The 21799-nt window shown below is 68.0% G+C and carries 18 protein-coding genes; 5 read left to right on the forward strand and 13 right to left on the reverse strand.

What is annotated here, in order from left to right:
• Nucleotides 1-64 precede the first annotated feature (64 nt).
• The 4 genes from ACTRWB_RS26390 to ACTRWB_RS26405 form a co-directional block, all read right to left on the reverse strand.
• Nucleotides 65-628 carry a chloramphenicol phosphotransferase CPT family protein gene (locus tag ACTRWB_RS26390; protein ID WP_446903574.1) on the reverse strand — a complete coding sequence of 188 codons (564 nt, stop codon included), beginning with the start codon at nucleotides 626-628 and terminating at the stop codon, nucleotides 65-67.
• Nucleotides 629-866: 238 nt separating this feature from the next.
• A complete protein-coding gene (locus tag ACTRWB_RS26395) occupies nucleotides 867-2390 on the reverse strand; it encodes an efflux transporter outer membrane subunit (RefSeq protein WP_446903575.1) in 1524 nt (507 codons plus the stop codon).
• Nucleotides 2390-5590, reverse strand: coding sequence for an efflux RND transporter permease BpeB (bpeB, locus tag ACTRWB_RS26400; protein WP_129512855.1), 3201 nt, complete (start codon nucleotides 5588-5590; stop codon nucleotides 2390-2392). Before bpeB ends, ACTRWB_RS26395 begins: the two co-directional genes overlap by 1 nt.
• A gap of 15 nt (nucleotides 5591-5605) precedes the next feature.
• Nucleotides 5606-6883, reverse strand: a complete 1278-nt coding sequence (locus tag ACTRWB_RS26405; RefSeq protein WP_446903576.1) for an efflux RND transporter periplasmic adaptor subunit — start codon at nucleotides 6881-6883, stop codon at nucleotides 5606-5608.
• Between the two features lie 398 nt (nucleotides 6884-7281).
• Here ACTRWB_RS26405 and ACTRWB_RS26410 point away from each other — a divergent pair, with 398 nt between their 5' ends.
• Entirely contained in the window at nucleotides 7282-7923 is a 642-nt protein-coding gene (locus tag ACTRWB_RS26410; protein WP_048242628.1) for a TetR family transcriptional regulator, read from the forward strand.
• A gap of 49 nt (nucleotides 7924-7972) precedes the next feature.
• On the opposite strand, the gene ACTRWB_RS26415 is transcribed toward ACTRWB_RS26410, so the two are convergent.
• Complete coding sequence (locus ACTRWB_RS26415; protein ID WP_446903577.1) at nucleotides 7973-8650, reverse strand: cysteine hydrolase family protein; 678 nt, start codon at nucleotides 8648-8650, stop codon at nucleotides 7973-7975.
• A 152-nt stretch (nucleotides 8651-8802) separates the two neighbouring features.
• Between ACTRWB_RS26415 and ACTRWB_RS26420 the strand changes: the two genes are divergently transcribed.
• Entirely contained in the window at nucleotides 8803-9807 is a 1005-nt protein-coding gene (locus tag ACTRWB_RS26420) for a helix-turn-helix domain-containing protein (RefSeq protein WP_446903578.1), read from the forward strand.
• 52 nt (nucleotides 9808-9859) lie between these two features.
• Here ACTRWB_RS26420 and ACTRWB_RS26425 read toward each other — a convergent pair whose 3' ends face one another.
• The 6 genes from ACTRWB_RS26425 to ACTRWB_RS26450 form a co-directional block, all read right to left on the reverse strand.
• A complete protein-coding gene (locus tag ACTRWB_RS26425; protein ID WP_048242632.1) occupies nucleotides 9860-10567 on the reverse strand; it encodes a CoxG family protein in 708 nt (235 codons plus the stop codon).
• A gap of 28 nt (nucleotides 10568-10595) precedes the next feature.
• Nucleotides 10596-10955: a DUF427 domain-containing protein gene (locus ACTRWB_RS26430; RefSeq protein WP_129512859.1), complete on the reverse strand. Its 360-nt coding sequence runs from the start codon at nucleotides 10953-10955 to the stop codon at nucleotides 10596-10598.
• Between the two features lie 136 nt (nucleotides 10956-11091).
• Nucleotides 11092-11529 (reverse strand): carboxypeptidase-like regulatory domain-containing protein, encoded by a 438-nt coding sequence (locus ACTRWB_RS26435; RefSeq protein WP_129512860.1) that lies wholly within the window; start codon nucleotides 11527-11529, stop codon nucleotides 11092-11094.
• A gap of 104 nt (nucleotides 11530-11633) precedes the next feature.
• Nucleotides 11634-13118: a DegQ family serine endoprotease gene (locus tag ACTRWB_RS26440; RefSeq protein WP_129512861.1), complete on the reverse strand. Its 1485-nt coding sequence runs from the start codon at nucleotides 13116-13118 to the stop codon at nucleotides 11634-11636.
• Between the two features lie 111 nt (nucleotides 13119-13229).
• Nucleotides 13230-14576, reverse strand: coding sequence for an ATP-binding protein (locus tag ACTRWB_RS26445; protein WP_446903579.1), 1347 nt, complete (start codon nucleotides 14574-14576; stop codon nucleotides 13230-13232).
• Nucleotides 14577-14579: 3 nt separating this feature from the next.
• Nucleotides 14580-15242: a response regulator gene (locus tag ACTRWB_RS26450; protein ID WP_041490448.1), complete on the reverse strand. Its 663-nt coding sequence runs from the start codon at nucleotides 15240-15242 to the stop codon at nucleotides 14580-14582.
• A gap of 200 nt (nucleotides 15243-15442) precedes the next feature.
• On the opposite strand from ACTRWB_RS26450, the gene dacB reads away from it, so the two are divergent.
• The 3 genes from dacB (at nucleotide 15443) to ACTRWB_RS26465 (ending at nucleotide 19407) form a co-directional block, all read left to right on the forward strand.
• On the forward strand, nucleotides 15443-16975 hold the full coding sequence (gene dacB / locus ACTRWB_RS26455) for a D-alanyl-D-alanine carboxypeptidase/D-alanyl-D-alanine endopeptidase (protein WP_446903580.1): 1533 nt from the start codon (nucleotides 15443-15445) through the stop codon (nucleotides 16973-16975).
• A 294-nt stretch (nucleotides 16976-17269) separates the two neighbouring features.
• The gene (locus tag ACTRWB_RS26460; protein ID WP_343494791.1) at nucleotides 17270-18184 is read left to right on the forward strand and encodes a sterol desaturase family protein; all 915 of its coding nucleotides are present in this window, start codon (nucleotides 17270-17272) and stop codon (nucleotides 18182-18184) included.
• A 95-nt stretch (nucleotides 18185-18279) separates the two neighbouring features.
• Entirely contained in the window at nucleotides 18280-19407 is a 1128-nt protein-coding gene (locus tag ACTRWB_RS26465) for an SGNH/GDSL hydrolase family protein (RefSeq protein ID WP_446903581.1), read from the forward strand.
• A gap of 82 nt (nucleotides 19408-19489) precedes the next feature.
• Here ACTRWB_RS26465 and ACTRWB_RS26470 read toward each other — a convergent pair whose 3' ends face one another.
• Together ACTRWB_RS26470 and ACTRWB_RS26475 are read right to left on the reverse strand one after the other, a co-directional pair.
• Nucleotides 19490-20518, reverse strand: a complete 1029-nt coding sequence (locus tag ACTRWB_RS26470; RefSeq protein WP_343494789.1) for an L-threonylcarbamoyladenylate synthase — start codon at nucleotides 20516-20518, stop codon at nucleotides 19490-19492.
• An 11-nt stretch (nucleotides 20519-20529) separates the two neighbouring features.
• Complete coding sequence (locus ACTRWB_RS26475) at nucleotides 20530-21726, reverse strand: 5-(carboxyamino)imidazole ribonucleotide synthase (protein WP_193098961.1); 1197 nt, start codon at nucleotides 21724-21726, stop codon at nucleotides 20530-20532.
• Nucleotides 21727-21799: the final 73 nt, after the last annotated feature.

Genomic DNA, 21799 nt, shown 5'->3' on the forward strand with positions numbered 1-21799 from the left:
GGCGGGACCCTCGTGGCAACGGCGCCTGCCTACCGCGGGCGGGTGTCCCGGGAGAAACCGGGCATCAGCTCCCGTGCAGCGCCAGCGCCGACGCGACCTCGCGCGCGCAGGCTTCCGGCGTGGCCTTGCTGGTGTCGACCGTCACGTCATACGTGACGCCAGCGTGCACCCTGTCGTACTGCCAGCGTGCCAGCCCGGCAACACGGTCGCCTCGTTGCCGCTCCCTTTCCTCGAGAACCTCCAGCGGACAGTGGACGCCAACCATGCTGACCGTGAACGGCGCCAGCAAATCGGCATATTCCGCTTTCTCGTCGCCCAGCAGCACGTCGTCGACAATCAGATGGTTTCCCTGGTTCGCCAGCGCGACGATCGCGTGTCGCATCCCCTGCATCGCTCGCCGGGCAACCGGCCCGCTGCGTATCGATACGACATCCTTGCCGTCCTCGATGAATGACGAAAAAACGAATCCGTCCGCATCGTTCAGGTAACGCGCGGGCAGCATGCCGAGAAACGCATCCATCTGGACATGCAGGAACGGGATGTCCAGCATGGCCTGGAGCGCATGCGCGAGAGACGTCTTGCCTGAGCTTCCCACGCCGTTGAGCAGGATGATTCGAGTCGTTTTCATGCGGCGAGTGTACCTGCGTGCCCTGAACAACGCCGATCGGTATCGCGGAACGAACTGCGTGACCCGACCCGCCGCACCGGGCATGTTTGCCGGGAAGCCGATGCGATGAAATGTATCGACCGGCGCGTCGGCGCTCGCAAAAAAAACGCCACGGACTTTCGTCCGTGGCGTTTTCGTTTCCGCTGTATAGCCGGTTCGGCAAACAGGAGCGGCTGCCCGCTCCCGCCCTGCTTCGCGCTTACCCGTTCGTCGCCGCTGCCGACGCGGGCGCCGGGGCGGCCGCCTTGTCGTAGTCGACCGGCGTATCCGGCGCACGCGGCGTTTCGCCAGCCCGCTGGATCCACCCGCCGCCCAATGCACGGTACAGGTCGACCAGGTTCGTCCAGCGCGCCAGACGCGCGCTGATCAGCGACTGCTGCGCCGAGTACAGGTCCGTCTGCGCGGTCAGCACCGACAGGTAGCTGTCGACGCCGTTCTTGTAACGCAGGTCCGACAGGTCGAAGCGGCGCTGCTGCGCGTACTCGTTGCGTTCCAGCGCCGCGATCTGCTGGTCGTACGTGCCGCGTGCGGCCAGCCCGTCCGACACTTCGCGGAACGCCGATTGAATCGCCTTCTCGTAGTTCGCGATCTCGATGCGCTTCTGCACGTGCGCGAGATCGAGGTTCGCGATGTTCTGCCCGCCCTCGAAGATCGGCAGTGCAATGTTCGGCGCGAACGACCACGCCGCCGTGCCGGCCTTGAACAGGCCGCCCAGCGTCGGGCTCGCGGTGCCGAACGCGGCCGTCAGCGAGATCTTCGGGAAGAACGCCGCACGTGCCGCGCCGATGTTCGCGTTCGCGGCCAGCAGCGTCTGCTCGGCCTGCATCACGTCCGGACGACGTGTCAGCAGATCCGACGGCAACCCGGCCGGCACGTCCGTCAGCAGGTTCTGCGAGTCGAGCGGCATGCCCGGCGGCAGATCGTCAGGCAGCGGCTCGCCGATCAGCAGCACCAGCGCGTTCACAGCCTGCGCGCGGGAGCGTGCCTGCGCCTGCTGGTTCGCGAGCGCCGTCTCGACGACCGTCTGCGCCTGACGCAGGTCGAGCTCGGAGCCCGTACCGTTGTCGAACTGCAGCTTCGTCAGGTCGTACGACGCCTGCGCGGATTTCAGCGTGTTCTCCGTGACCTTCAGCAGATCGTCGGTCGACAGCACCGTCAGGTATTGATCGGCCACCTGCGACACCAGCGAGATTTCCGACGCCTGCCGCGCGTACGCGGTCGACAGATACTGCGCGAGCGCCTGATCCTTCAGGCTCTGCACGCGGCCGAACAGATCAAGCTCCCACGACGCGGACAAGCCGACGTTGTAGGTGCGCGTGATCAGCGGCGAGCCCGTCGTCGACACGCCAGCCGGAACACGCTGGATGTTGCCCGTGCCCGTCGCATCGAGCGTCGGGAACAGGCCCGCACGCGTGATCTGGTACTGCGCGCGCGCCGCCTCGATGTTCAGCACCGACACGCGCAGGTCGCGGTTGTTCTTCAGCGCGATCTCGATCAGCCGCTGCAGGCGCGGATCGACGAAGAATTCGCGCCAGCCGATGGCGGTCGCCGCCTGGCCGTTCGCGCTGCGCGCGCCGGCAGCACCCGGCTGCGTCGCATAGACGCCGCCGGCCGGGAACGCCTGTGCGACGGGTGCGTCGGGCCGCGTGTAATGCGGCGCCATCGTGCAGCCCGTGGCAAAGAGCGCGACCGCGATTGCAGTCAAAGCGTGTTTTTGCATCATCACTGTCCCTTGTTGCCTTGGTCGCCGTTGCCCGGCTTCTCTTCGTGGTGCGAGTGCTCCTGAGCCAGGCGCAGCGCCTCGTCGACGTCTTCCTTCTCGCCGCTGAAGATCGCGCGGATCTTCACGAAGAACATCGGGATCATGAAGATCGCGAGGAACGTTGCCGTGATCATCCCGCCGATCACGCCCGTGCCGATCGCGTGCTGGCTCGCCGAACCCGCGCCGTTGCTGATCGCGAGCGGCATCACGCCGAGAATGAACGCGAGCGACGTCATCAGGATAGGACGCAGCCGCAGGCGCGCCGCTTCCAGCGCGGCCTCGATCGGCCCCATCTTCTCCGTCACCTGCAGTTCGCGCGCGAACTCCACGATCAGAATCGCGTTCTTCGCGGACAAGCCCACGGTGGTCAGCAGGCCGACCTGGAAGAACACGTCGTTTTCCAGACCGCGCATCGTCGCCGCAAGCAGCGCACCGATCACGCCGAGCGGCACGACCATGATCACCGAGAACGGGATCGACCAGCTTTCATACAGCGCCGCGAGACACAGGAACACGACGAGGATCGAGATCGCATACAGGATCGGCGCCTGCGAGCCGGACTGGATTTCCTGGAACGACAGGCCGGTCCACGAATAGCCGATACCGACCGGCAGCTTCTTCGCGAGCCCTTCCATCGCGGTCATCGCCTGACCGGTCGACTTGCCCGGTGCGGCCTGACCCTGGATTTCCATCGCCGACACACCGTTGTAGCGCTCGAGCTTCGGCGAACCGTACGTCCAGTGACCGGTCGCGAACGAGCTGAACGGCACCATCCCGCCCGACCCGTTACGCACGTACCAGATGTTCATGTCTTCCGGCGTCATCCGGAACGGCGCATCGGCCTGCACATAGACCTTCTTGATCCGGCCGTCGACGTCGAGGAAGTTGTTCACGTACTTCGACGCCCACGCGATCGAGAACGTCTGGTCGATCGCATCCGCCGTCACGCCGAGCGCATTCGCCTTCTCGCGATCGATGTCGACCTTGTACTGCGGCGTATCGTTCAGGCCGTTCGGGCGCACGCCCTGCAGCGTCGGATCCTTCGAGGCCATCCCGAGCAGCTGGTTACGCGCGGCCATCAGCGCATCGTGACCGAGACCGGCGTTGTCCGTCAGCTCGAAGTCGAAGCCGGCGGCCGTGCCGAGTTCAGGAATCGACGGCGGGTTGAACGGGATCACCAGCGCGTCCTTGTAGCCCGCGTAGCGCCCGAACATCCGGCCGATCAGCGCCTGGACCTTCTGGTTCGCATGCTGACGCTGCGAGTAGTCCTTCAGGCGAACGAACACGAGACCGGAGTTCTGGCCGCGGCCCGCGAAGCTGAAGCCGTTGACCGTGAACGCCGATTCGACGATTTCCTTCTCGTCCTTCAGCAGGTAGTCGGAAATGTTCGCGAGGGTCTTCGCGGTCGTTTCCTGCGTCGAGCCCGACGGCGTCTGCACGATCACGAACATCAGGCCCTGGTCTTCATCGGGCAGGAACGACTTCGGCAGGCGCACGAACAGCAGGCCGACCGCGACGATCACAACCAGATAGATGATGAGCCAGCGGCCCGAGCGCTTGATCACGTGGTGCACGCCGACGTGGTACTTGTCGCGGCTATTGTTGAACGTGCGGTTGAACCAGCCGAAGAAACCCTTCTTCTCTTCGTGATGCCCTTGCGGGATCGGCTTCAGGATCGTCGCGCACAGCGCCGGCGTCAGAATCAACGCGACGAGCACCGACAGCACCATCGCCGACACGATCGTCAGCGAGAACTGGCGATAGATCGCGCCGACCGAACCGCCCGAGAATGCCACCGGCACGAACACCGCCGACAGCACCAGCGCCACGCCGACGAGTGCGCCGGTGATCTGGCCCATCGCCTTCTTGGTCGCTTCCTTCGGTGACAGGCCCTCTTCCGCCATCACGCGCTCGACGTTCTCCACCACGACGATCGCATCGTCCACCAGCAGGCCGATTGCGAGCACGAGGCCGAACATCGACAGCGTGTTGATCGAGAAGCCCACCAGCGACATGATCGCGAACGTGCCGAGCAGCACGACCGGCACCGCGATCGTCGGGATGATCGTCGCCCGCAGGTTCTGCAGGAACAGATACATCACGAGGAACACGAGCACGATACCTTCGAGCAGCGTCTTGACCACTTCCTCGATCGACAGCTTCACGAACGGCGTCGTGTCGTACGGATACTTCACGACGAGGCCGTGCGGGAAGAACGGCGCCAGCTCATCGATCTTCGCGCGCACGGCCTTCGCGGTTGCGAGCGCGTTCGCGTTGGTCGCGAGCTGGATACCGAGTGCCGCGGTCGGCTGACCGTTGTACTTCGTGTCGAAGTTGTAGTTTTCGCCGCCGAGGCCGATCTGCGCGACGTCCTTCAGGCGAACCTGCGAGCCGTCCTGGTTGACCTTCAGCAGGATGTTGCCGAACTGCTCGGGCGTCTGCAGCAGCGTCGATTCGGTGATCGTCGCCTGCAGCACGGTGCCCGGCGTGGCCGGCGTGCCGCCGATCTGGCCGCCCGCGATCTGCACGTTCTGCGCGGTGATCGCCGACGACACGTCGACCGGCGTCAGGCCGTAGTTCGTCAGGCGGTTCGGGTCGAGCCAGATCCGCATCGCGTACTGCGAGCCGAACAGCGTGACGGTACCGACGCCATTCAACCGGCTGATCGGATCCTTCACGTGCGACGCCACGAAGTTCGCGAGGTCGTACTTGTTCATGCTGCCGTCTTCGGAGTTGAAGGCGAGCACCAGCAGGAAGCTGCTGCTCGACTTCGTCACCGACAGACCGAGCTGCTGCACGACCTGCGGCAGAACCGGCGTCGCGAGCGACAGCTTGTTCTGCACCTGGACCTGTGCGATGTCGGCGTTGGTGCCCGGCGCGAACGTCAGCGTGATCGTTGCGTTACCCGAGTCGTCACTCGTCGACGACATGTACAGGAAGTTGTCGAGACCGCTCATCTGCTGCTCGATCACCTGCGTCACCGTGTCTTCCACCGTCTTCGCGGAAGCGCCCGGATAGTTCGCGGTAATCTGGATCGATGGCGGCGCGATCGTCGGATACTGCGAGATCGGCAGCGTGAAGATCGCCGCAACCCCGGCCAGCATCAGGATGATGGCGATCACCCACGCGAAGATCGGGCGATCGATAAAAAACTTTGCCATGAAACAGGCTCCCTGTTATTGCGCGCTCGAAGCAGCGGCAGCACTCGCCGGCGCGGCGCCCGATGCGGCGGCACCGGAAGCGGCAGCGGCGCCGGAACCGGCGGCAGCCGGCGCGGCGGAGGCGGCAGCAGCGCCCGATGCGGCATCGGCCGCCGGTGCAATCTGCGCGGGTACCGACTTCACGGTCGCGCCCGGGCGCACCTTGTCGATGCCCTGCACGATCACGTGATCGCCCGCCTCCAGACCGCCTTCGACGATCCAGTTCGGACCCTGCATGCCGGTGGTCTTCAGCGGACGCGGCTCGACCTTGTTGCTGGCGTTCACCACCATCGCGATCGCCTGGCCCTTCTGGTCGTGCGTGACGCCGATCTGCGGCACCAGGAACGCGTTCTCGTTCACGCCCTCCTCGATCCGTGCGCGCACGAACATCCCCGGCAGCAGCACCTTGCCCGGGTTCGGGAAGACCGCGCGGATCGTCACCGAGCCGGTGGTCTGGTCGACCGTCACGTCCGAGAACTGCAGCTTGCCCGGCTCCGCATAGGTCTTGCCGTCTTCCAGCACCAGCGACACCTTCGCGGCGCCCGGGCCGGTCGTCTTCAGACGCCCGCTCTGCACGTCCTGACGCAGCTTCAGCCCTTCGAGGCTCGACTGCGTGAGGTCGACATACACCGGGTCGAGCTGCTGCACCGTCGACATCAGCGTCGCCTGGCTCGCCTGCACGTATGCGCCCGGCGTCACCTGCGAGATGCCGACACGGCCGGTGATCGGCGAGACCACGTCGGTGTAGCCGAGGTTGATCTGCGCGGTATCGACCGCCGCCTTGCCGGCCGCGACGTCCGCCGTGGCCTGACCTTGCGTGGCCACCGCGTTGTCGTAGTCCTGCTTGCTGACCGCGTTCGCCGCCACCAGCACCTTGTAGCGTGCGACCAAGGCGTTCTGCGTCACGAGGTTCGCCTGCGCCTTCGCCAGCGTCGCCTTCGCGCTGTTCAGCGCGGCGACGTACGGTGCCGGATCGATCTTGTAGAGGCGCTGGCCGGCCTTGACGTCCGTGCCTTCGGTGAATTCACGGCGCAGCACGATGCCGTCGACCCGTGCGCGCACCTGCGCGACGAGGAACGCGCTCGTACGGCCCGGCAGTTCGGTGAAGACCGGAACGGATTGCGGCTGGACGGTGACAACGCCGACTTCCGGCGTTTGCGGCGGCGGTGCCGATTCTTTTTTTCCGCATGCAGCCAGGAAAACCGCGGCTGCCGCGACAGTGATCAAGCGGTATGGAACCCGTTCGACGCGCATGGAGCGACCTCTGTGTATAGCCAATGGAATAAGTGCAGCACCCGGCGGGAGCGCAACACGGATGCGCCTCGCGGCGCAGATCGAACACCTGAATTACTGGACTGCTGGATACAGCACGTCGGCACGAGACCTCCATGCCGACGGGATGCCGCGAACTGCGGACTGGTACTAGGGCGGGAATCAGCAGAGTGGGATATTAACTGATTGCCACTTGGGTCATTCGATCGTAGGGTGGTATTGTATATACATTCACGAATGTATGTAAAAAGCCCATTTGTGTCGCGCCGACTGTCCAGTCTTACGGATTGTTACCAGTCGCAAGCATAGCCCGTCTCCATGGCGACGACGAGGGTTGCGGCCCCTAAATTTACCAACGATCGATCCAATCAGGCCTGCACATGGTCAGACGTACCAAGGAGGAGGCGCTCGAGACGCGCAATCGCATTCTCGACGCCGCCGAACACGTGTTCTTCGAGAAAGGCGTATCGCACACGTCGCTCGCGGACATCGCCCAGCACGCCGGCGTGACGCGCGGCGCGATCTACTGGCATTTCGCGAACAAGAGCGAACTGTTCGATGCGATGTTCGACCGCGTGTTTCTGCCGATCGACGAGCTGAAGCGGATGCCGCTGGACGCGCCGGGCGGCAATCCGCTCGAGAAGATCCGCAAGATCCTGATCTGGTGCCTGCTCGGCGTGCAGCGCGACCCGCAGTTGCGGCGCGTGTTCAGCGTCCTGTTCATGAAGTGCGAATACGTCGCGGACATGGAGCCGCTGCTGCAGCGCAATCGCGCCGGGATGAGCGAGGCGCTGCACGCGATCGATGCCGATCTCGCGGGGGCCGTGCGGCTCAAGCTGCTGCCCGAGCGGCTCGACACCTGGCGCGCGACGCTGATGCTGCATACGCTCGTCAGCGGTTTCGTGCGCGACATGCTGATGCTGCCCGACGAGATCGACGCCGAGCAGCATGCGGAAAAGCTCGTCGACGGCTGCTTCGACATGCTGCGCCTGAGCCCGGCGATGCTGAAGGAAGGCGACTGACCGCGGCCGCCGCCGCGACGCGCTGCCCGCCCCCGTCTGTCCGGCCGGTTCAGGCCGCCTTCGCGCGCTGCGCGCGGGCCCGCCGGTTCGACGCGGCCACCGAATCGGGTTTCGACATCGGCGCGCCGGCCAGTCCCGCGATCCACGCGTCGGTCGACATCACGGCCGCGAAATTCGACTGGAACACCACCGTGTACGCACGGTGAATCTCTTCGGCGCTCGCCGCGCCCGCTTCATTCTCGTAAGGCAACGCGCCCGTCGCGTCATCCAGGTACTCGACCGTCAGCCCCGCATGCGCCGCGTGATAAACCGTCGACGCATTGCAGTTGTGCGTCATGTAGCCGGCCACCGCCAGCGTGTCGATCCCGTGCGCATCGAGCCATGCGGCGAGATCGGTGCCGGCAAACGAACTCGCCTGCGTCTTCTCGATCAGGTGCGCGTACGGCCGGCCCGCGACGACCGCGTGCAGCGCGACGCCGTCGGTGCCGGGCGCGAAGATCGGCGCGCCGGCCGGCGCCACGTGCTGGACGACGATCACGGGCACGCCGGCCGCATGTGCGGCGTCGATCGCGCGGCCGATGTTCGCGAGCGACACGTCGAGCGGCGGATACTCGATCGGCAGATTGCCCGTTACATATTCGTTCTGGACGTCGATCACGATCAGCGCACGGCGGGAAACCGGATCGGCGACGGAACGGGAAGCGGAATGCGGGACGGTGTTCGACATGGCAGGCTCCTGGCCCAGGGGCGCGGCCCCGCCCCGGAACGGGACGGCCAGCGGCGCGATGCGATGCATTGTCGGGCCGCATCATTCCTGCAGATAGTGGCCCGATAGTCATTCTTCGATAGAATCGGGCCATCACCATTCCGGAGCCCGTCATGACCGCCGCGTCACCTGCCCCGCCCGTTCCGACCATCGTCGCCGTGATCGCCTACGACGGCATCAGCCCGTTCCACCTGTCGGTGCCGTCCGTCGTGTTCGGCAAGGAGCGCGACGCAGCCGCGTCGCCGTCGTTCGAGTTCCGCGTGTGCTCGGCCGAGCGCGGCCCGCTGTCGACGACGGGCGGCTTCACGATCACCGCACCGTATGGCCTCGACGGGCTCGACGACGCCGACATCGTCATCGTGCCGGCCTGGCGCGACCCGGACGAAGCGCCGCCCGACGTGCTGCTCGACGCCGTCCGCGCGGTCGCCGCGCGCGGCGCGCAGCTCGTCGGGCTGTGCCTCGGCGCTTACGTGCTCGCCGCGGCCGGCCTGCTCGACGGGCGCCCGGCCACCACGCACTGGGCCTGGGCCGACGATTTCGCCGAACGCTTCCCGCGCGTGAAGCTCGACCCCGACGTGCTGTACGTGGACGACGGCAACCTGACGACGTCGGCCGGCACGGCCGCGGGGCTCGACTGCTGCCTGCACGTCGTGCGGCAGCGCTTCGGCTCGGACGCCGCGAACCAGATCGCGCGCCGCCTCGTGATCCCGCCGCATCGCCAGGGCGGGCAAGCCCAGTACGTGCCGCAACCGGTCGCCGCGCACCCGCGCGATGCGCGGCTCGCGGGCCTGCTCGACTGGGTGCGCGCGCACCTCGACGCCGCGCACAGCGTCGATTCGCTCGCCGAACGTGTGCTGATGAGCCGGCGCACGTTCACGCGCCACTTCCGCCAGGCCACGGGCACGACCGTCACCGCGTGGCTGCAGGCCGAGCGGCTTGCGCGCGCGCAGCATCTGCTGGAAACCACCGGACAATCGATCGACGCGATCGCGCAGGCGGCCGGCTACGGGTCGAGCGTGTCGCTGCGCCAGTATTTCGCGGGCACGCTCGGCACCTCGCCGTCTGCGTATCGAAGGGAATTTCGCGGCGCCGGAACTGGTGCCGATGCGGGGCGGTAACGCCCGCCGCGCGGGCGGCGGGCCGTGAAGCGGAACAGCGACGCGCGGTCGCTCAGCCGCCGTTGATCCAGCGTGCCGCGTAAAGCAGCAACGCGACGAACACGATCATCGCCGCCCAGGCCCAGACGGGCACCGTGCCGGAACCGCGATGCGGGAGCGCGCTGGCGGCACGCCCGGTCAGCGCGCCGCCGAGGTGCGGCGGCAGCGAACGCTTCGTCGCGGCCACCAGCGACGCCGGCCGCAAGAACACGTGCTGGCGCCGGTGCGCGGCCGAGCGCGCGCGATTCGGCGCGAGTCCATGCTTGGCCTGCACGACCGCGCAGAACTCGCGGAAGAAATCGTCGGTCCATTCGCGCAGCGCATTGTCGATCTGCCGCCCCGGCAGCTCGGCGAGCGGCCCGCTCGCAGTCGCCCAGACCACGTACTCGATGCACGTGGCGTTCTCGTCGTCATCCGGCATCAACACGAGTTCGACCTGGCCGCGCAGCGCGCCGAGGCCGTCGGCCCGCGCCTTGAAGTTGATCACGCGGCGCGGCTGCCCTTCCGCGTCGCCCTGCTCGCCGGCCGCATGCGCACGCACGTCGTAGCGGGCGCGCAGCGGGCCGAGCGGCACCGTGATCGTCAACGCGAACTCGTCGTGCGCGAGCTTCACGAACGATTCGCAATGGTCGAAGCTCGCCCGCAGCAATGCGAGATCCTCGAAGGCCTCCCGCACGACAGGCGGCGCGAGCGGTACGCGTAACGTGTCGTTCAGTTCCATGATGCCTCCCCGATGAACACGCGCCGCATCAGGACGTCTCGACGAGACTGTCGATCCGTGCGACATCGAAGGCGACGTAGTGCGCAAGCGCGGCGGCCGCCTCCTTCGGTTCTTCGAAACTCCACGCGGCGTTCTCGATCACGCCGTCTTCCGTCTGCAAGTCGAAATGCACGGCCTCCCCCCTGAACGGGCAGGCGGTCGTCATGCCCGACTTCACGAGCCTGCGCATGTTGACGTCGTGGCGCGGCAAGTAATGGGTGTCCGGCAGCCCCGTCACGCGCACGGTCAGCACGCCGTGCGAATCGGCATACGTGATGCCGCGATGGATCACGCGCACGCGATGACGGTTCGGCACGATTTCAAGGCGAGGGTCGGCGGCATCGGACATCGTTTCTCCTTCGGGCGGCCCGGCAGGCAGGCCGGTGGCAGGAAACGAAAAAAGCCACGGCACGCATGCCGTGGCTTTCATTATGGGCGAATCTTCGTCCGATTGCGCGACCCGGGCCGGGGCCGCGCGCGGCGGGCTACTGCGCGCTCCACTGGAACGCGGTTTTCGCGCCGCCCTTCGCGCCGACGGTGACGGCGCGCGATTCGTCGTTGCCCTGGTACGACGCATGCACCGTATAGCGCCCCGGCGGCACCTTCACGAGCATGTACGGCCCGCGCGCGTCGGTTTTCAGCACTTCGGCGCCCTTGCCGTCGACGATCAGCACATGAACGTCGGCCAGGAACTCGCCGCCCTTGCCGGTGAAGCGCAGGGCCAGCGGCCACTTCGGCTCGTTGCGCTGAAACGCCGTCGATTCGTCCTGCCCGACGCCGCCGGACACGAAGGTGACGTCGCCCTGCTGGCGCGCGGCGGGCAAGCCGTCCGACTGCGCGTACGCGCCGGTCGCACCGGCTGCGAGGCCGGCGGCCAACGCCGCGGCGACGGCAAATCGGGACACGTTGCGTAGATATTGCATGGCTCTCTCCTTGGGGTCGGAACACATACAGGGCGCCGCGTCATGCGATCGAACGGCGGCGGCGCCCGCCGCGGCCGGCCAGGCCGGCCGTCGGCCGTGGCCGGTCAGCTCAGGTCGACCGGCACGAAGATCTGTGCATTATCGCGCTGGATCAGCAGAGCCAGACTGTTGCCCGCGCCCTTGACCGCATCGCGCAGCTGCTCGGGGCTCGTGACCGGGCGGCCGTTGACCGCGAGGATCACGTCGCCGGGCTGGATGCCCGCGTTGGCTGCCGGCCCGCCTGCCTGCTGCACGATCAGCCCGTGCGACAGGTTGTCGGCACTGCGCTCCTGCGGCGACAGCGGCCGCACCGCGACGCCCAGGCGCCCCTGCTCGACGGGCCCGCCGTCATTCGACGCGAGTTTCGCATCGGCCATCGCGCCGAGCGTCACGCTGATCGACTTCTTCGACTTGTCGCGCCAGACCTGCAGATCGGCCTTCGAACCCGGCTTCAGGTTCGCGATCTGCGCGGGCAGCGACGTCGAATCGGCGACCGGCGAACCGTTGACCGACAGGATCACGTCGCCCGGCTGCAGGCCCGCCTTCGCGGCCGGGCCGTTCGGATCGACCGAGCTGACGAGCGCGCCGTCCGGCTTCTGCAGCCCGAACGAACTCGCGAGCGTCTGGTTCAGCCCCTGCACGGCGACGCCGAGGCGGCCGCGGCTCACGTGACCCGTCTTCACGAGCTCGTCCTTCACCTTGATCGCCTCGTTGATCGGGATCGCGAACGACAGGCCCTGGAAGCCGCCCGTCTGCGAGTAGATCATCGAGTTGATGCCGATCACCTCGCCCTGCAGGTTGAACAGCGGGCCGCCCGAGTTGCCCGGGTTCACCGGCACGTCGGTCTGGATGAACGGCGTGTAGTTCTCGTCCGGCAACGCGCGCGACTTCGCGCTGATGATGCCCGACGTGACCGTGTTGTCGAAGCCGTAAGGCGAACCGATCGCAACGACCCACTGGCCGACCTTGCTCTGGGCCGGATCGCCGATCTTCACGGTCGGCAGGCCGCTCGCGTCGATCTTCAGCACCGCGACATCGGACTGCTTGTCGGAGCCGACGACCTTCGCCTTGTATTCGCGCTTGTCGGTCAGCTTGACCGTGACGACGTTCGCGCCGTCGATCACGTGCGCATTGGTAAGGATGTACCCGTCGGAGCTGATGACGAAGCCCGAACCGAGGCTCGCGCTCGGCTGGTCGTCCGGCTGCGCGTCACCGCCCATGCCCGGCACCTGGCCGTAGAAATGCTTGAAGAACTGGTAGAACGGGTCGCTCGGGTCGATCGGCAGTTGCGGCTGCGGCACGCGCCGCGACACCTGCTTCACGACGTGCTTCGCGCTGATGTTCACGACTGCCGGGCCGTAGGTCTCGACGAGCCCGGAGAAATCGGGGATGCCGGTCTTGGCGGCCGCTTCGGCCGGCATCAGCGCGGCCGCCTGTGCGGGCGTGATGATCTGCGGATCGGCGCGGCGGGTGCCGGCGACATAACCTGCCGACAGGGCGGCCGCGACGGCGACCGCGACGGCGCCGCGCGCAAGGAATCGGGTATTCATCGTAGGACCTCCTCTTTGTTAGGACGCAGTGTAACGACCCTGACTTAAAGGAGGCTTAATCAGCCTTAAGTGGGGCTTAAGCGGGCCGCGCGGCCCACCCGGCGCTGTTCCTCAGGCAGATTCCGGCTGGCGCGGCGCCTGGGCCGGCATCTCGGCGGCGCGAAACACGACACTGACGAGCAGGCCGCCCGCGGCCGCGTCGCCGAGCGCCACCGTCGCGCCCTGCTGCGCCGCCACGCGCTTGACGATCGCCAGCCCAAGCCCGCTGCCCGACAAGTCGGTGCGCGCCCGCGCGGAGCTGTCGCGGTAGAAGCGGTCGAACACGCGCTCACGCTCGTCGGCCGGGATGCCCGGCCCGCTGTCGCCAATCTGGACGCACGCGCGGCCGGCCGCGTCGGCGGTCAGCGACACGTCGATGCGGCCGCCGTCCGGCGTGTACTTCACCGCGTTGTCGAGCAGGTTGCCGAACATCACGCGCAGCGCGCCGATGTCCGCGACGACGCTCGCCGCACGTGTCTCCTCGAAGCCGAGATCGATATGGCGCCGCTGCGCGAGCGGCGCATGCGCGGCCACGCATTCGGCGAGCAGCGACTGCAGGTCGACCGGTTCGCGCATCGTCGCGCCATCGGGTTCGGCCCGGGCGAGCGCGAGCAACTGCTCGGCGAGCCGTGTCGCGCGCGTGACGCCGTCCTGGAGATCCGCAACCGCCTCGCGGCGTGACGCGTCGTCCTTCGCACGGGCGACGAGCTGCGCCTGGATCTGTACGGCCGCGAGCGGCGTGCGCAACTCGTGCGCGGCATCGGCGACGAACGCCTTCTGCGTATCGAGCGCCGCCGCGAGCCGCGCGAGCAGCCCGTTCAGCGCACGCACGAGCGGCTGCACCTCGAGCGGCAGGCGGCCGTCGGGCAGCGGATCGAGCGCCTCGGGCCGGCGCGCCTCGACCGCGCGCGTCACGCGGCCGAGCGGCGCGAGCCCGCGCCCGACGATCACCCACACGGCCGCGCCGAGGAACGGCAGCAGCACGATCAGCGGCCACAGCGTGCGCAGCGCGACGTTCGCGGCGAGCCGGTTGCGCACCGACAGCGGCTGCGCGAGCTGCACGACGTTGTCGCCGACGATCGCGCCATACACGCGCCATTCGCCGCGGTCGGTACGTTCAGTCGAGAAGCCGAGCTCCGCGCGCGGCGCGATCGGCGCGCGCGGATGCGAGAAGTACATCAGCACGCCGTTGCGGTTCCAGATCTGGATCACGATGCCTTCGTCGCCGTTGGTCCGCGAGCCGAACACCTGCGAGAACGGCTCGGACGGCAGCGCCGCGGCGATTTCCTGCAGCTGGTAGTCGAACAGCTCGTTCGCCTCGGCGAGCGCCTGTCGATAGATGAGCCAGCCCGCGATGCCCACGCCCGCGACGACGATCGCGAGCAGCCAGATCAGCAATTGATGACGAATCGACCTCACGCGTCAGCTTTCCTTGACGACCATGTAGCCGAGCCCGCGCACGTTGCGGATCAGGTCCGAGCCGAGTTTCTTGCGCAGCGCGTGGATGTAGACCTCGACCGTGTTGCTGCCGATCTCTTCGCCCCAGCCGTACATCTTCTCCTCGAGCTGGCTCTTCGACAGCACCGCGCCGGGCCGCGCGAGCAGCGCCTCGAGCAGCGCGAACTCGCGCGCGGACAGCGCGACCGGCGCGCCGTCGAGCGTCACCTGATGCGACGCGGGATCGAGCGTCAGCGCGCCGTGGCGGATCAGCGATTCGCTGCGCCCGGCCTGACGGCGGATCAGCGCGCGCATCCGCGCGCCCAGCTCGTCGAGGTCGAACGGCTTGACGAGGTAATCGTCGGCGCCCGCGTCGAGCCCCTTCACGCGATCGGCGACCGCGTCGCGCGCGGTGACGATCAGCACGGGCAGCGACAGCCCGCGGGCGCGCAGCGTGCGCAGCACGTCGATGCCGTCGCGCTTCGGCAGGCCGAGATCGAGCAGCAGCAGGTCGTACGTCTCGCCGCCGAGCGCCGTGAGCGCCGCGTCGCCGTCCTGCACCCAGTCGACCGCAAAGCCGTCCGAGCGCAGCGCCTTGCGCACGCCCTCGGCAATCATTCGGTCGTCTTCGACAAGCAGAATCCGCATCGGGACAGGCATCCATGGGTCGGGTGAAACACGCCGACCATTGTAGCGCCGCGAATCGCGTGCGCGGCATGTGCGCAACAAAGTGATGCCGCCCTGCCGCACGACACGCGATTTCAGCGGGCATTTGCCCAGTTTCTCTACAATGTGCGCTTGCGCGCGACACGCGCGCCGCCCGAGCCCCTGCCTACCCGTATTCGTCCATGCCGATTTCCACCCTTTCCGCCCGGTTCGCCCCCCGCACCCGTGTCTGCCTGCGTGCAGCCGCCGTCCTCGCCACCTGCACGGCCCTGGCCTTCGCGCCCGCCGCGCAAGCCGGCAAGAAATCCCACAAGCAAGCGCGCAAGACCGCCGTCGTGTCGCCCGCCGCGCGCGCGGCCGGCCTGCCGGCGACCGTGCTGGTCGCGCTGCAGCACGCGAAGGTGCCGGCGTCGGCGATGAGCGTCGTGGTCGAGCGCGTCGGCGATCCGGAACCGCTGATCGCGTGGAATGCGAGCCGGCCGATGCTGCCGGCATCGACGATGAAGCTCGTGACCACCTTCTCGGGCCTGTCGATCCTCGGCCCCGACTTCCGCTGGCGCACGACCGCCTACACGGACGGCACGGTCGACCCCGACGGCACGCTGCAGGGCAACCTGTACATCAAGGGCACCGGCGATCCGAAGCTCGTGCCCGAAGAGCTGATCGACCTCGTCGACAAGATCCGCAAGGCCGGCATCAAGCGCGTGGCCGGCGGCCTCGTGCTCGACAAGAGTTATTTCGCGGCGTCGACGCGCGACCTGCCGTCGTTCGACGACGACGCGAGCGCACCGTACAACGTCGGCCCCGATCCGCTGCTGTACGCCTTCAAGGCCGTGTCGTTCACGGTCACGCCGGGCGACGACGGCAAGGTGGCCGTCGACGTGCTGCCGCCGCTCGCGGACCTGTCGATCGACAACCAGCTGGTCGAAGGCACCGGCTCGTGCAGCGCGGCGGCCGCGGCCGCGCGCCCGACCTTGACGGCCGGCGGCGGGATGATGACCGCGTCGTTCGCCGGCGACTATCCGCTGCGCTGCGGCGCGCACACGACCAACCTCGCGATCCTCGATCACACGACCTTCTTCGCGCGCGGCTTCCTCGCGCTGTGGCAGCAGGACGGCGGCACGATCACGGGGCCCGTGAGCGAAGGCAAGGTGCCGACCACCGCGCGGCCCGTCGCCGTGCATCACAGCCCGGTACTCGGCAGCATCGTCTACGACATCAACAAGTTCAGCAACAACGTGATGGCGCGCAACCTGTTCCTGACGATCGGCGCGGTCAGCGGCAAGCCGCCCGCGACGCCCGAGCAGTCGAGCCGCGCGATCGAGGCGTTCCTGCAGAAAAACGGGATCGCGATGCCCGACCTCGTGCTCGAAAACGGTTCGGGGCTGTCGCGCGAAGAGCACGTGAGCGCGCTGTCGCTCGCCGCGCTGCTGCAGGCCGCGAACGCGAGCCCCGTCGCGCAGGCGTTCGTCGATTCGCTGCCGATTGCCGGCATCGACGGCACGATGAAGAACCGCCTCACCAACGCCGGCGTGCTCGGCAACGCGCACATCAAGACCGGCACGCTGCGCGACGTGCGCGCGATCGCCGGCTACGTCGCCGGCGCCGACGGCCAGAGCTACATCGTCGTCAGCTTCATCAACAACGATCACGCGGAAGGCGCACGCGCCGCGCACGACACGCTGCTCGAATGGATCTACGCGGGCGCGCACTGACGATGCCCCCGCGCGCACGCTCGTGCGCGCGCCTCTCTTTCCGTGCGCCGGCCGCCACGCATCACGGCCGGCGCACGCGTCCCGTTCCGTCCCCAACCATGCCCATCAATCGGGGCCGCACCGCCCGGCCACGCGCCGCGCGGCTTCCGTAGAAACCCTGTCCTCAGAGGGAACCCTCTACGCTCCCCTCTCGCCTAGCGCGTGGTGTTTGCGTAGGCTGATGGCCTGACCGATATCTACAACGGGCCATACGCCCGGCCTCAAGGCTTGCAGGGGAAAGAAGGAGACACGCCCATGCGATTCGACGTCGAATTGCTTCTGCTCGCGCTGGCGCCCGTCTTCCTGCTCTGCATCGCGTGGGAGGCCTGGCACCTCGCCCGCACACGTGCGCAGGACCATGTCTATGCGTGGCGCGACACGCTTTGCAACGCGGCACTCGCGCTGATGCACCAGGGCGCCGACAAGATCGCATGGCTGTTCGTGATCCCCGTCTACGCGTACTGCTACCAGCACTATCGCCTGTTCACGTGGCACGACGGCTGGCTGTCGTTCGCGGTGCTGTTCGTCGCGCAGGATTTCCTCTACTACGTGTTCCATCGCGCGAGCCATCGCGTGCGCTGGCTGTGGGCCGCGCACGTCGTGCACCACTCGTCCGAGCGGATGAATTTCTCGACCGCGTTCCGCCAGAGCCTGATGTACCCCGTCGCGGGCATGTGGGTGTTCTGGCTGCCGCTCGCGTTCGCCGGCTTTCCGCCGCAGCAGGTCGTCGGCATCGTGCTGATCAACCTCGCGTTCCAGTTCTTCGTGCACACGCAGGCGATCGGCAAGCTCGGCTGGCTCGAATACGTGCTGAACACGCCGTCGATCCACCGCGCGCACCATGCGCGCAACCCGCGCTACATCGACCGCAATTACGCAGGCGTCCTTGTGATCTGGGATCGCCTGTTCGGCAGCTACGTCGAGGAAACGCACGACGATCCGCCGCAGTACGGGATCGTCGAGCGGCTCGGCTCGAACAACCCGCTCGTCGCGACGTTTCACGAGTGGGGGTCGATGGCGGCCGACGCGTTGCGCGTCGACGGATGGCGCAACAAGCTGCGCGCGATTTTCGGCCCGCCCGAGTGGGCGAGCGCTTATCATGCGCAGATCGCCGAGGCCGCGAACCAGGATCCGCGCACCGTGCCGCTCGCGGCTGCGCGTGAACAATAAACCGTTTTAGCCAACGGCCGCCGCGCAGCCCGGAACCGAGCAGGCACGCGGCAGATGAGAAACACATCAGGCCATATCTACGAGGAGATCGAACGATGCAGTCACAACAACAATTCCCGTCGCGCACCCGGCAACGCCTGCTGCGCACCGCACAGGTCGCGATCGCCGGCGCCGCGCTCGCGCTGCTCGCCGCCTGCGGCGGTGGCGACGACAACAACAGCAGTGCATCGAACACGCCGCCGTCGGGCGTGAAGATGCAGATCGTGTCGTTCGGCGACAGCCTGTCCGACGCCGGTACCTACTCGCAGATCAAGCTCGGCTTCGGCGGCGGCCGCTTCACGACCAACCCCGGCCAGGTGTGGACGCAGAACGTCGCGCAATACTATGGCGACACGCTGCAACCCGCGAACCAGGGCGGCTTCGGCATCCCGCTGCAGGCCACCGGCGGTCTCGGTTATGCGCAGGGCGGCTCGCGCGTGACGCAGCAGCCGGGTATCGGCCATGCGGACGCAAGCGTGCCGAACCCCGACTACGCACAGGCAACCACGACGCCGATCGCCGATCAGGTCAAGCAGTACCTGACGCAGCACGGCAGCTTCAACGGCGGCCAGATCGTGCTGCTGAACGGCGGCGCGAACGACATCTTCTATCAGGTCGCGGCCCTGCAGGCAGGCGCCATCACGCCGACGCAACTGCAGCAGAACATCGGCGCCGCCGCGCAACAGCTCGCGGGCCTGGTGCAGCAGATCGTCGCCTCCGGCGCAACGCACGTGTTCGTGTCGAACGTGCCCGATATCGGCGGCACGCCGCTCGCCCTCCAGGGCGGCACGCAGACGACCCTCACGCAACTGTCGATGCTGTTCAACGGCACGCTCGCCGCCACGCTGCAGGCACTCAAGGTCGACACGACCAAGTACGCACTGCTCGACACGTTCACGTGGCAGGACGGCATCCTCGCGAACTATCAGGCGAACGGCTTCAACGTGTCGAACACCGACACCGCCTGCAACCTGAAGGCGATGGTCCAGGCCGCGACGCAGTACGGCGTCGCGAACGCGACCGCATTCGGCTCGTCGCTGTTCTGCTCGCCGCAGACCTACACGGTCGCGAACGCGGACCAGACCTACATGTTCGCCGACACGGTCCACCCGACGACGCACCTGCACGCGCTGTTCGCGCAGTTTGCCGAACAGCAGATCGCGAAGTCGGGCGTCGGCAAGTAAGCAGCCGGCCACGCGCCCAAACAAAAACGCCCGACCGGTTTGCCGGTCGGGCGTTTTTTTATTCCTGAAGCGCCGGGCTTCGTCAGTCGCGCGCTTCGAACGCGGCCGCCGCACGGCCGAGGCGATCGTTGACCGCGATCCATTCGACGGTTTCCGGCAGCTTCTCGACGAGAATGCGCGCGACCTGCGCGCGGTCGAGCGCCCGCAGCATCCCGTACAGATCGCGCGCATAGGCCTGCGGATCTTCCGGTGCCGCGACGAAATGCACGCCGTCGGCCTGTGCCCAGCGTCCCGCACGCGACGCGCGCGCGACGAGCGCGACACGCTCGCCGTCGGTTTGCGCGGCCGCGAGCAGCGGCTCCAGCGCGTCGAACGGCAGCAGCGCGAGCGGCGTGCGCGGCGCGTAATGGGCCTTCAGCGTGCCCGACGCGCGCGGCGCGGTCGCATCGCCGCCGTCCGGCAGCCGCGGCGCGCGGCCGAGCACGTCGGCGATCTGCTGCGGCGTCACGTGGCCCGGGCGCAGCAGCGCCGGGAAGCCGCGCGACAGGTCGAGGATCGTCGATTCAATGCCGACCTCGGAAGCACCGCCGTCGAGCACGTGCACGGTGTCGCCGAATTCGTCACGCACGTGCTGCGCGGTCGTCGGGCTCACATGGCCGAACCGGTTCGCGGACGGCGCGGCAACGCCGCCGTGCCCGCCGCGTCGCGCGCTGAATGCGGCCAGCAGCGCCTGCGCGACCGGATGCGACGGGCAGCGCAGCCCGACCGAATCCTGCCCGCCGCTCACCGCGTCCGGAATGCGCGCATGGCGCTTCAGGATCAGCGTCAGCGGGCCCGGCCAGAATGCATCGATCAGCGCCTGCGCATCGGCCGGCAGCGCGTCGGCCCAGTAGCCCGGATCGCCGCCGGGCGGCAGGTGCACGATCACCGGATGGTTCGCGGGCCGCCCCTTCGCCGCGTAGATGCGCGCGACGGCCTCGGGATTCGCCGCGTCGCCGCCGAGCCCGTAGACGGTTTCGGTCGGAAACGCGACCAGTTGCCCCGCGTCGAGCAGCGCGGCGGCCGCGCCGATCTGCGCGGGCGTCACGGACTTCGGGAGATCGATGGACATCGGCTGGCGCCTCAGTCGAGCGGCACGCGCAGCAACTGCGCGCACGCGGTAGCTGCGGCGACGGCTTCGTCGCGCGTCTGGGCCGTGAAGTTCACGTGACCCATCTTGCGGCCGACGCGCGCGTCTTCCTTGCCGTACAGGTGCAGGTGCGCAGTCGGCATCGCCGCGACCGTGTCCCACGGCGGCGTGACGGCATCGGCCGCGGCACCATTCGGGAACCACACGTCGCCGAGGATGTTCAGCATCGCGGCCGGCGAATGCTGGCGCGGGTTGCCGAGCGGCATGCGCGTCATCGCGCGCACCTGCTGCTCGAACTGGCTCGTTGCGCACGCATCGACCGTGTAGTGGCCGGAGTTGTGCGGGCGCGGCGCCATCTCGTTCGCGACGAACGAACCGTCTTCCAGCACGAAGAATTCGACGCACAGCACGCCGACGTAACCGAGCGTGTCGGCGATCCGCACGGCCGCCTGCTGCGCCTCTTCGACGCGCGCGGCATCGGCGGCCGGCGCGGGCACGACGGTCAGCGCGAGGATGCCGTTGTGGTGCGCGTTCTGCGCGAGCGGGAACGCAGCCGAGCGGCCGTCCGCGCCGCGCGCGATCAGCGCCGACACTTCGTATTTCAGCGGCAGGCGCTTCTCGAGCACGCACGGCACGCCGCCGAGCGCCGCATGCGCGTCGCGCGCTTCCTGCGCGGTGCTCACGCGTACCTGGCCCTTGCCGTCGTAGCCGAGGCGCGCCGTCTTCAGGATGCCCGGCAGCACCGCGTCGAGCGCGGCATCGTCGAGCGCGGCGAGCGCCGCCGACGATTCGATCACGACGTGCGGCGCGACGGGTACGCCCGATGCCTCGATGAAACGCTTCTCCGCGATCCGGTCCTGCGCGACCGCGACGCAGCGGCCGGCCGGCGCGACGAACGTCGTGCGCGCGAGGAAATCGAGGCTCGCGGCCGGCACGTTCTCGAACTCCGTCGACACCGCTTCGCACAGGTCGGCCAGTTCGGCGAGCGCGGCTTCGTCGTCGTAGGCTGCGCGCACGTGGCGGTCGGCGACCGCGCCGGCGGGGCTCGTCGGATCGGGATCGAGCACGGCGACGCGATAGCCCATCGACTGGGCGGCAAAGCAGAACATGCGGCCGAGCTGGCCACCGCCGACCATGCCCAGCCACGCGCCGGGCAGGATCGGGGAAACGGAATCAGGAGTTGCGGTCATGTCAGTGGTCGGTCGCGGCGGGCGCTGCCCGCCGCAGTGGTAGGTCAGGCAGCCGCGACGCGCGGCCGCCGGT

The sequence above is a fragment of the Burkholderia sp. YIM B11467 genome (genome assembly GCF_052952715.1).

What these genes read in the sequence shown, in the direction of transcription:
- ACTRWB_RS26435 (WP_129512860.1), bottom strand. Translation starts at nt 11,529, where the DNA reads ATGCAATATCTACGCAACGTGTCCCGATTTGCCGTCGCCGCGGCGTTG.
- ACTRWB_RS26430 (WP_129512859.1), bottom strand. Translation starts at nt 10,955, where the DNA reads ATGTCCGATGCCGCCGACCCTCGCCTTGAAATCGTGCCGAACCGTCAT.
- ACTRWB_RS26440 (WP_129512861.1), bottom strand. Translation starts at nt 13,118, where the DNA reads ATGAATACCCGATTCCTTGCGCGCGGCGCCGTCGCGGTCGCCGTCGCG.
- ACTRWB_RS26410 (WP_048242628.1), top strand. Translation starts at nt 7,282, where the DNA reads ATGGTCAGACGTACCAAGGAGGAGGCGCTCGAGACGCGCAATCGCATT.
- ACTRWB_RS26460 (WP_343494791.1), top strand. Translation starts at nt 17,270, where the DNA reads ATGCGATTCGACGTCGAATTGCTTCTGCTCGCGCTGGCGCCCGTCTTC.
- ACTRWB_RS26395 (WP_446903575.1), bottom strand. Translation starts at nt 2,390, where the DNA reads ATGATGCAAAAACACGCTTTGACTGCAATCGCGGTCGCGCTCTTTGCC.
- ACTRWB_RS26425 (WP_048242632.1), bottom strand. Translation starts at nt 10,567, where the DNA reads ATGGAACTGAACGACACGTTACGCGTACCGCTCGCGCCGCCTGTCGTG.
- ACTRWB_RS26390 (WP_446903574.1), bottom strand. Translation starts at nt 628, where the DNA reads ATGAAAACGACTCGAATCATCCTGCTCAACGGCGTGGGAAGCTCAGGC.
- ACTRWB_RS26470 (WP_343494789.1), bottom strand. Translation starts at nt 20,518, where the DNA reads ATGTCCATCGATCTCCCGAAGTCCGTGACGCCCGCGCAGATCGGCGCG.
- dacB (WP_446903580.1), top strand. Translation starts at nt 15,443, where the DNA reads ATGCCGATTTCCACCCTTTCCGCCCGGTTCGCCCCCCGCACCCGTGTC.
- ACTRWB_RS26415 (WP_446903577.1), bottom strand. Translation starts at nt 8,650, where the DNA reads ATGTCGAACACCGTCCCGCATTCCGCTTCCCGTTCCGTCGCCGATCCG.
- ACTRWB_RS26465 (WP_446903581.1), top strand. Translation starts at nt 18,280, where the DNA reads ATGCAGTCACAACAACAATTCCCGTCGCGCACCCGGCAACGCCTGCTG.
- ACTRWB_RS26405 (WP_446903576.1), bottom strand. Translation starts at nt 6,883, where the DNA reads ATGCGCGTCGAACGGGTTCCATACCGCTTGATCACTGTCGCGGCAGCC.
- ACTRWB_RS26420 (WP_446903578.1), top strand. Translation starts at nt 8,803, where the DNA reads ATGACCGCCGCGTCACCTGCCCCGCCCGTTCCGACCATCGTCGCCGTG.
- ACTRWB_RS26475 (WP_193098961.1), bottom strand. Translation starts at nt 21,726, where the DNA reads ATGACCGCAACTCCTGATTCCGTTTCCCCGATCCTGCCCGGCGCGTGG.
- bpeB (WP_129512855.1), bottom strand. Translation starts at nt 5,590, where the DNA reads ATGGCAAAGTTTTTTATCGATCGCCCGATCTTCGCGTGGGTGATCGCC.
- ACTRWB_RS26450 (WP_041490448.1), bottom strand. Translation starts at nt 15,242, where the DNA reads ATGCGGATTCTGCTTGTCGAAGACGACCGAATGATTGCCGAGGGCGTG.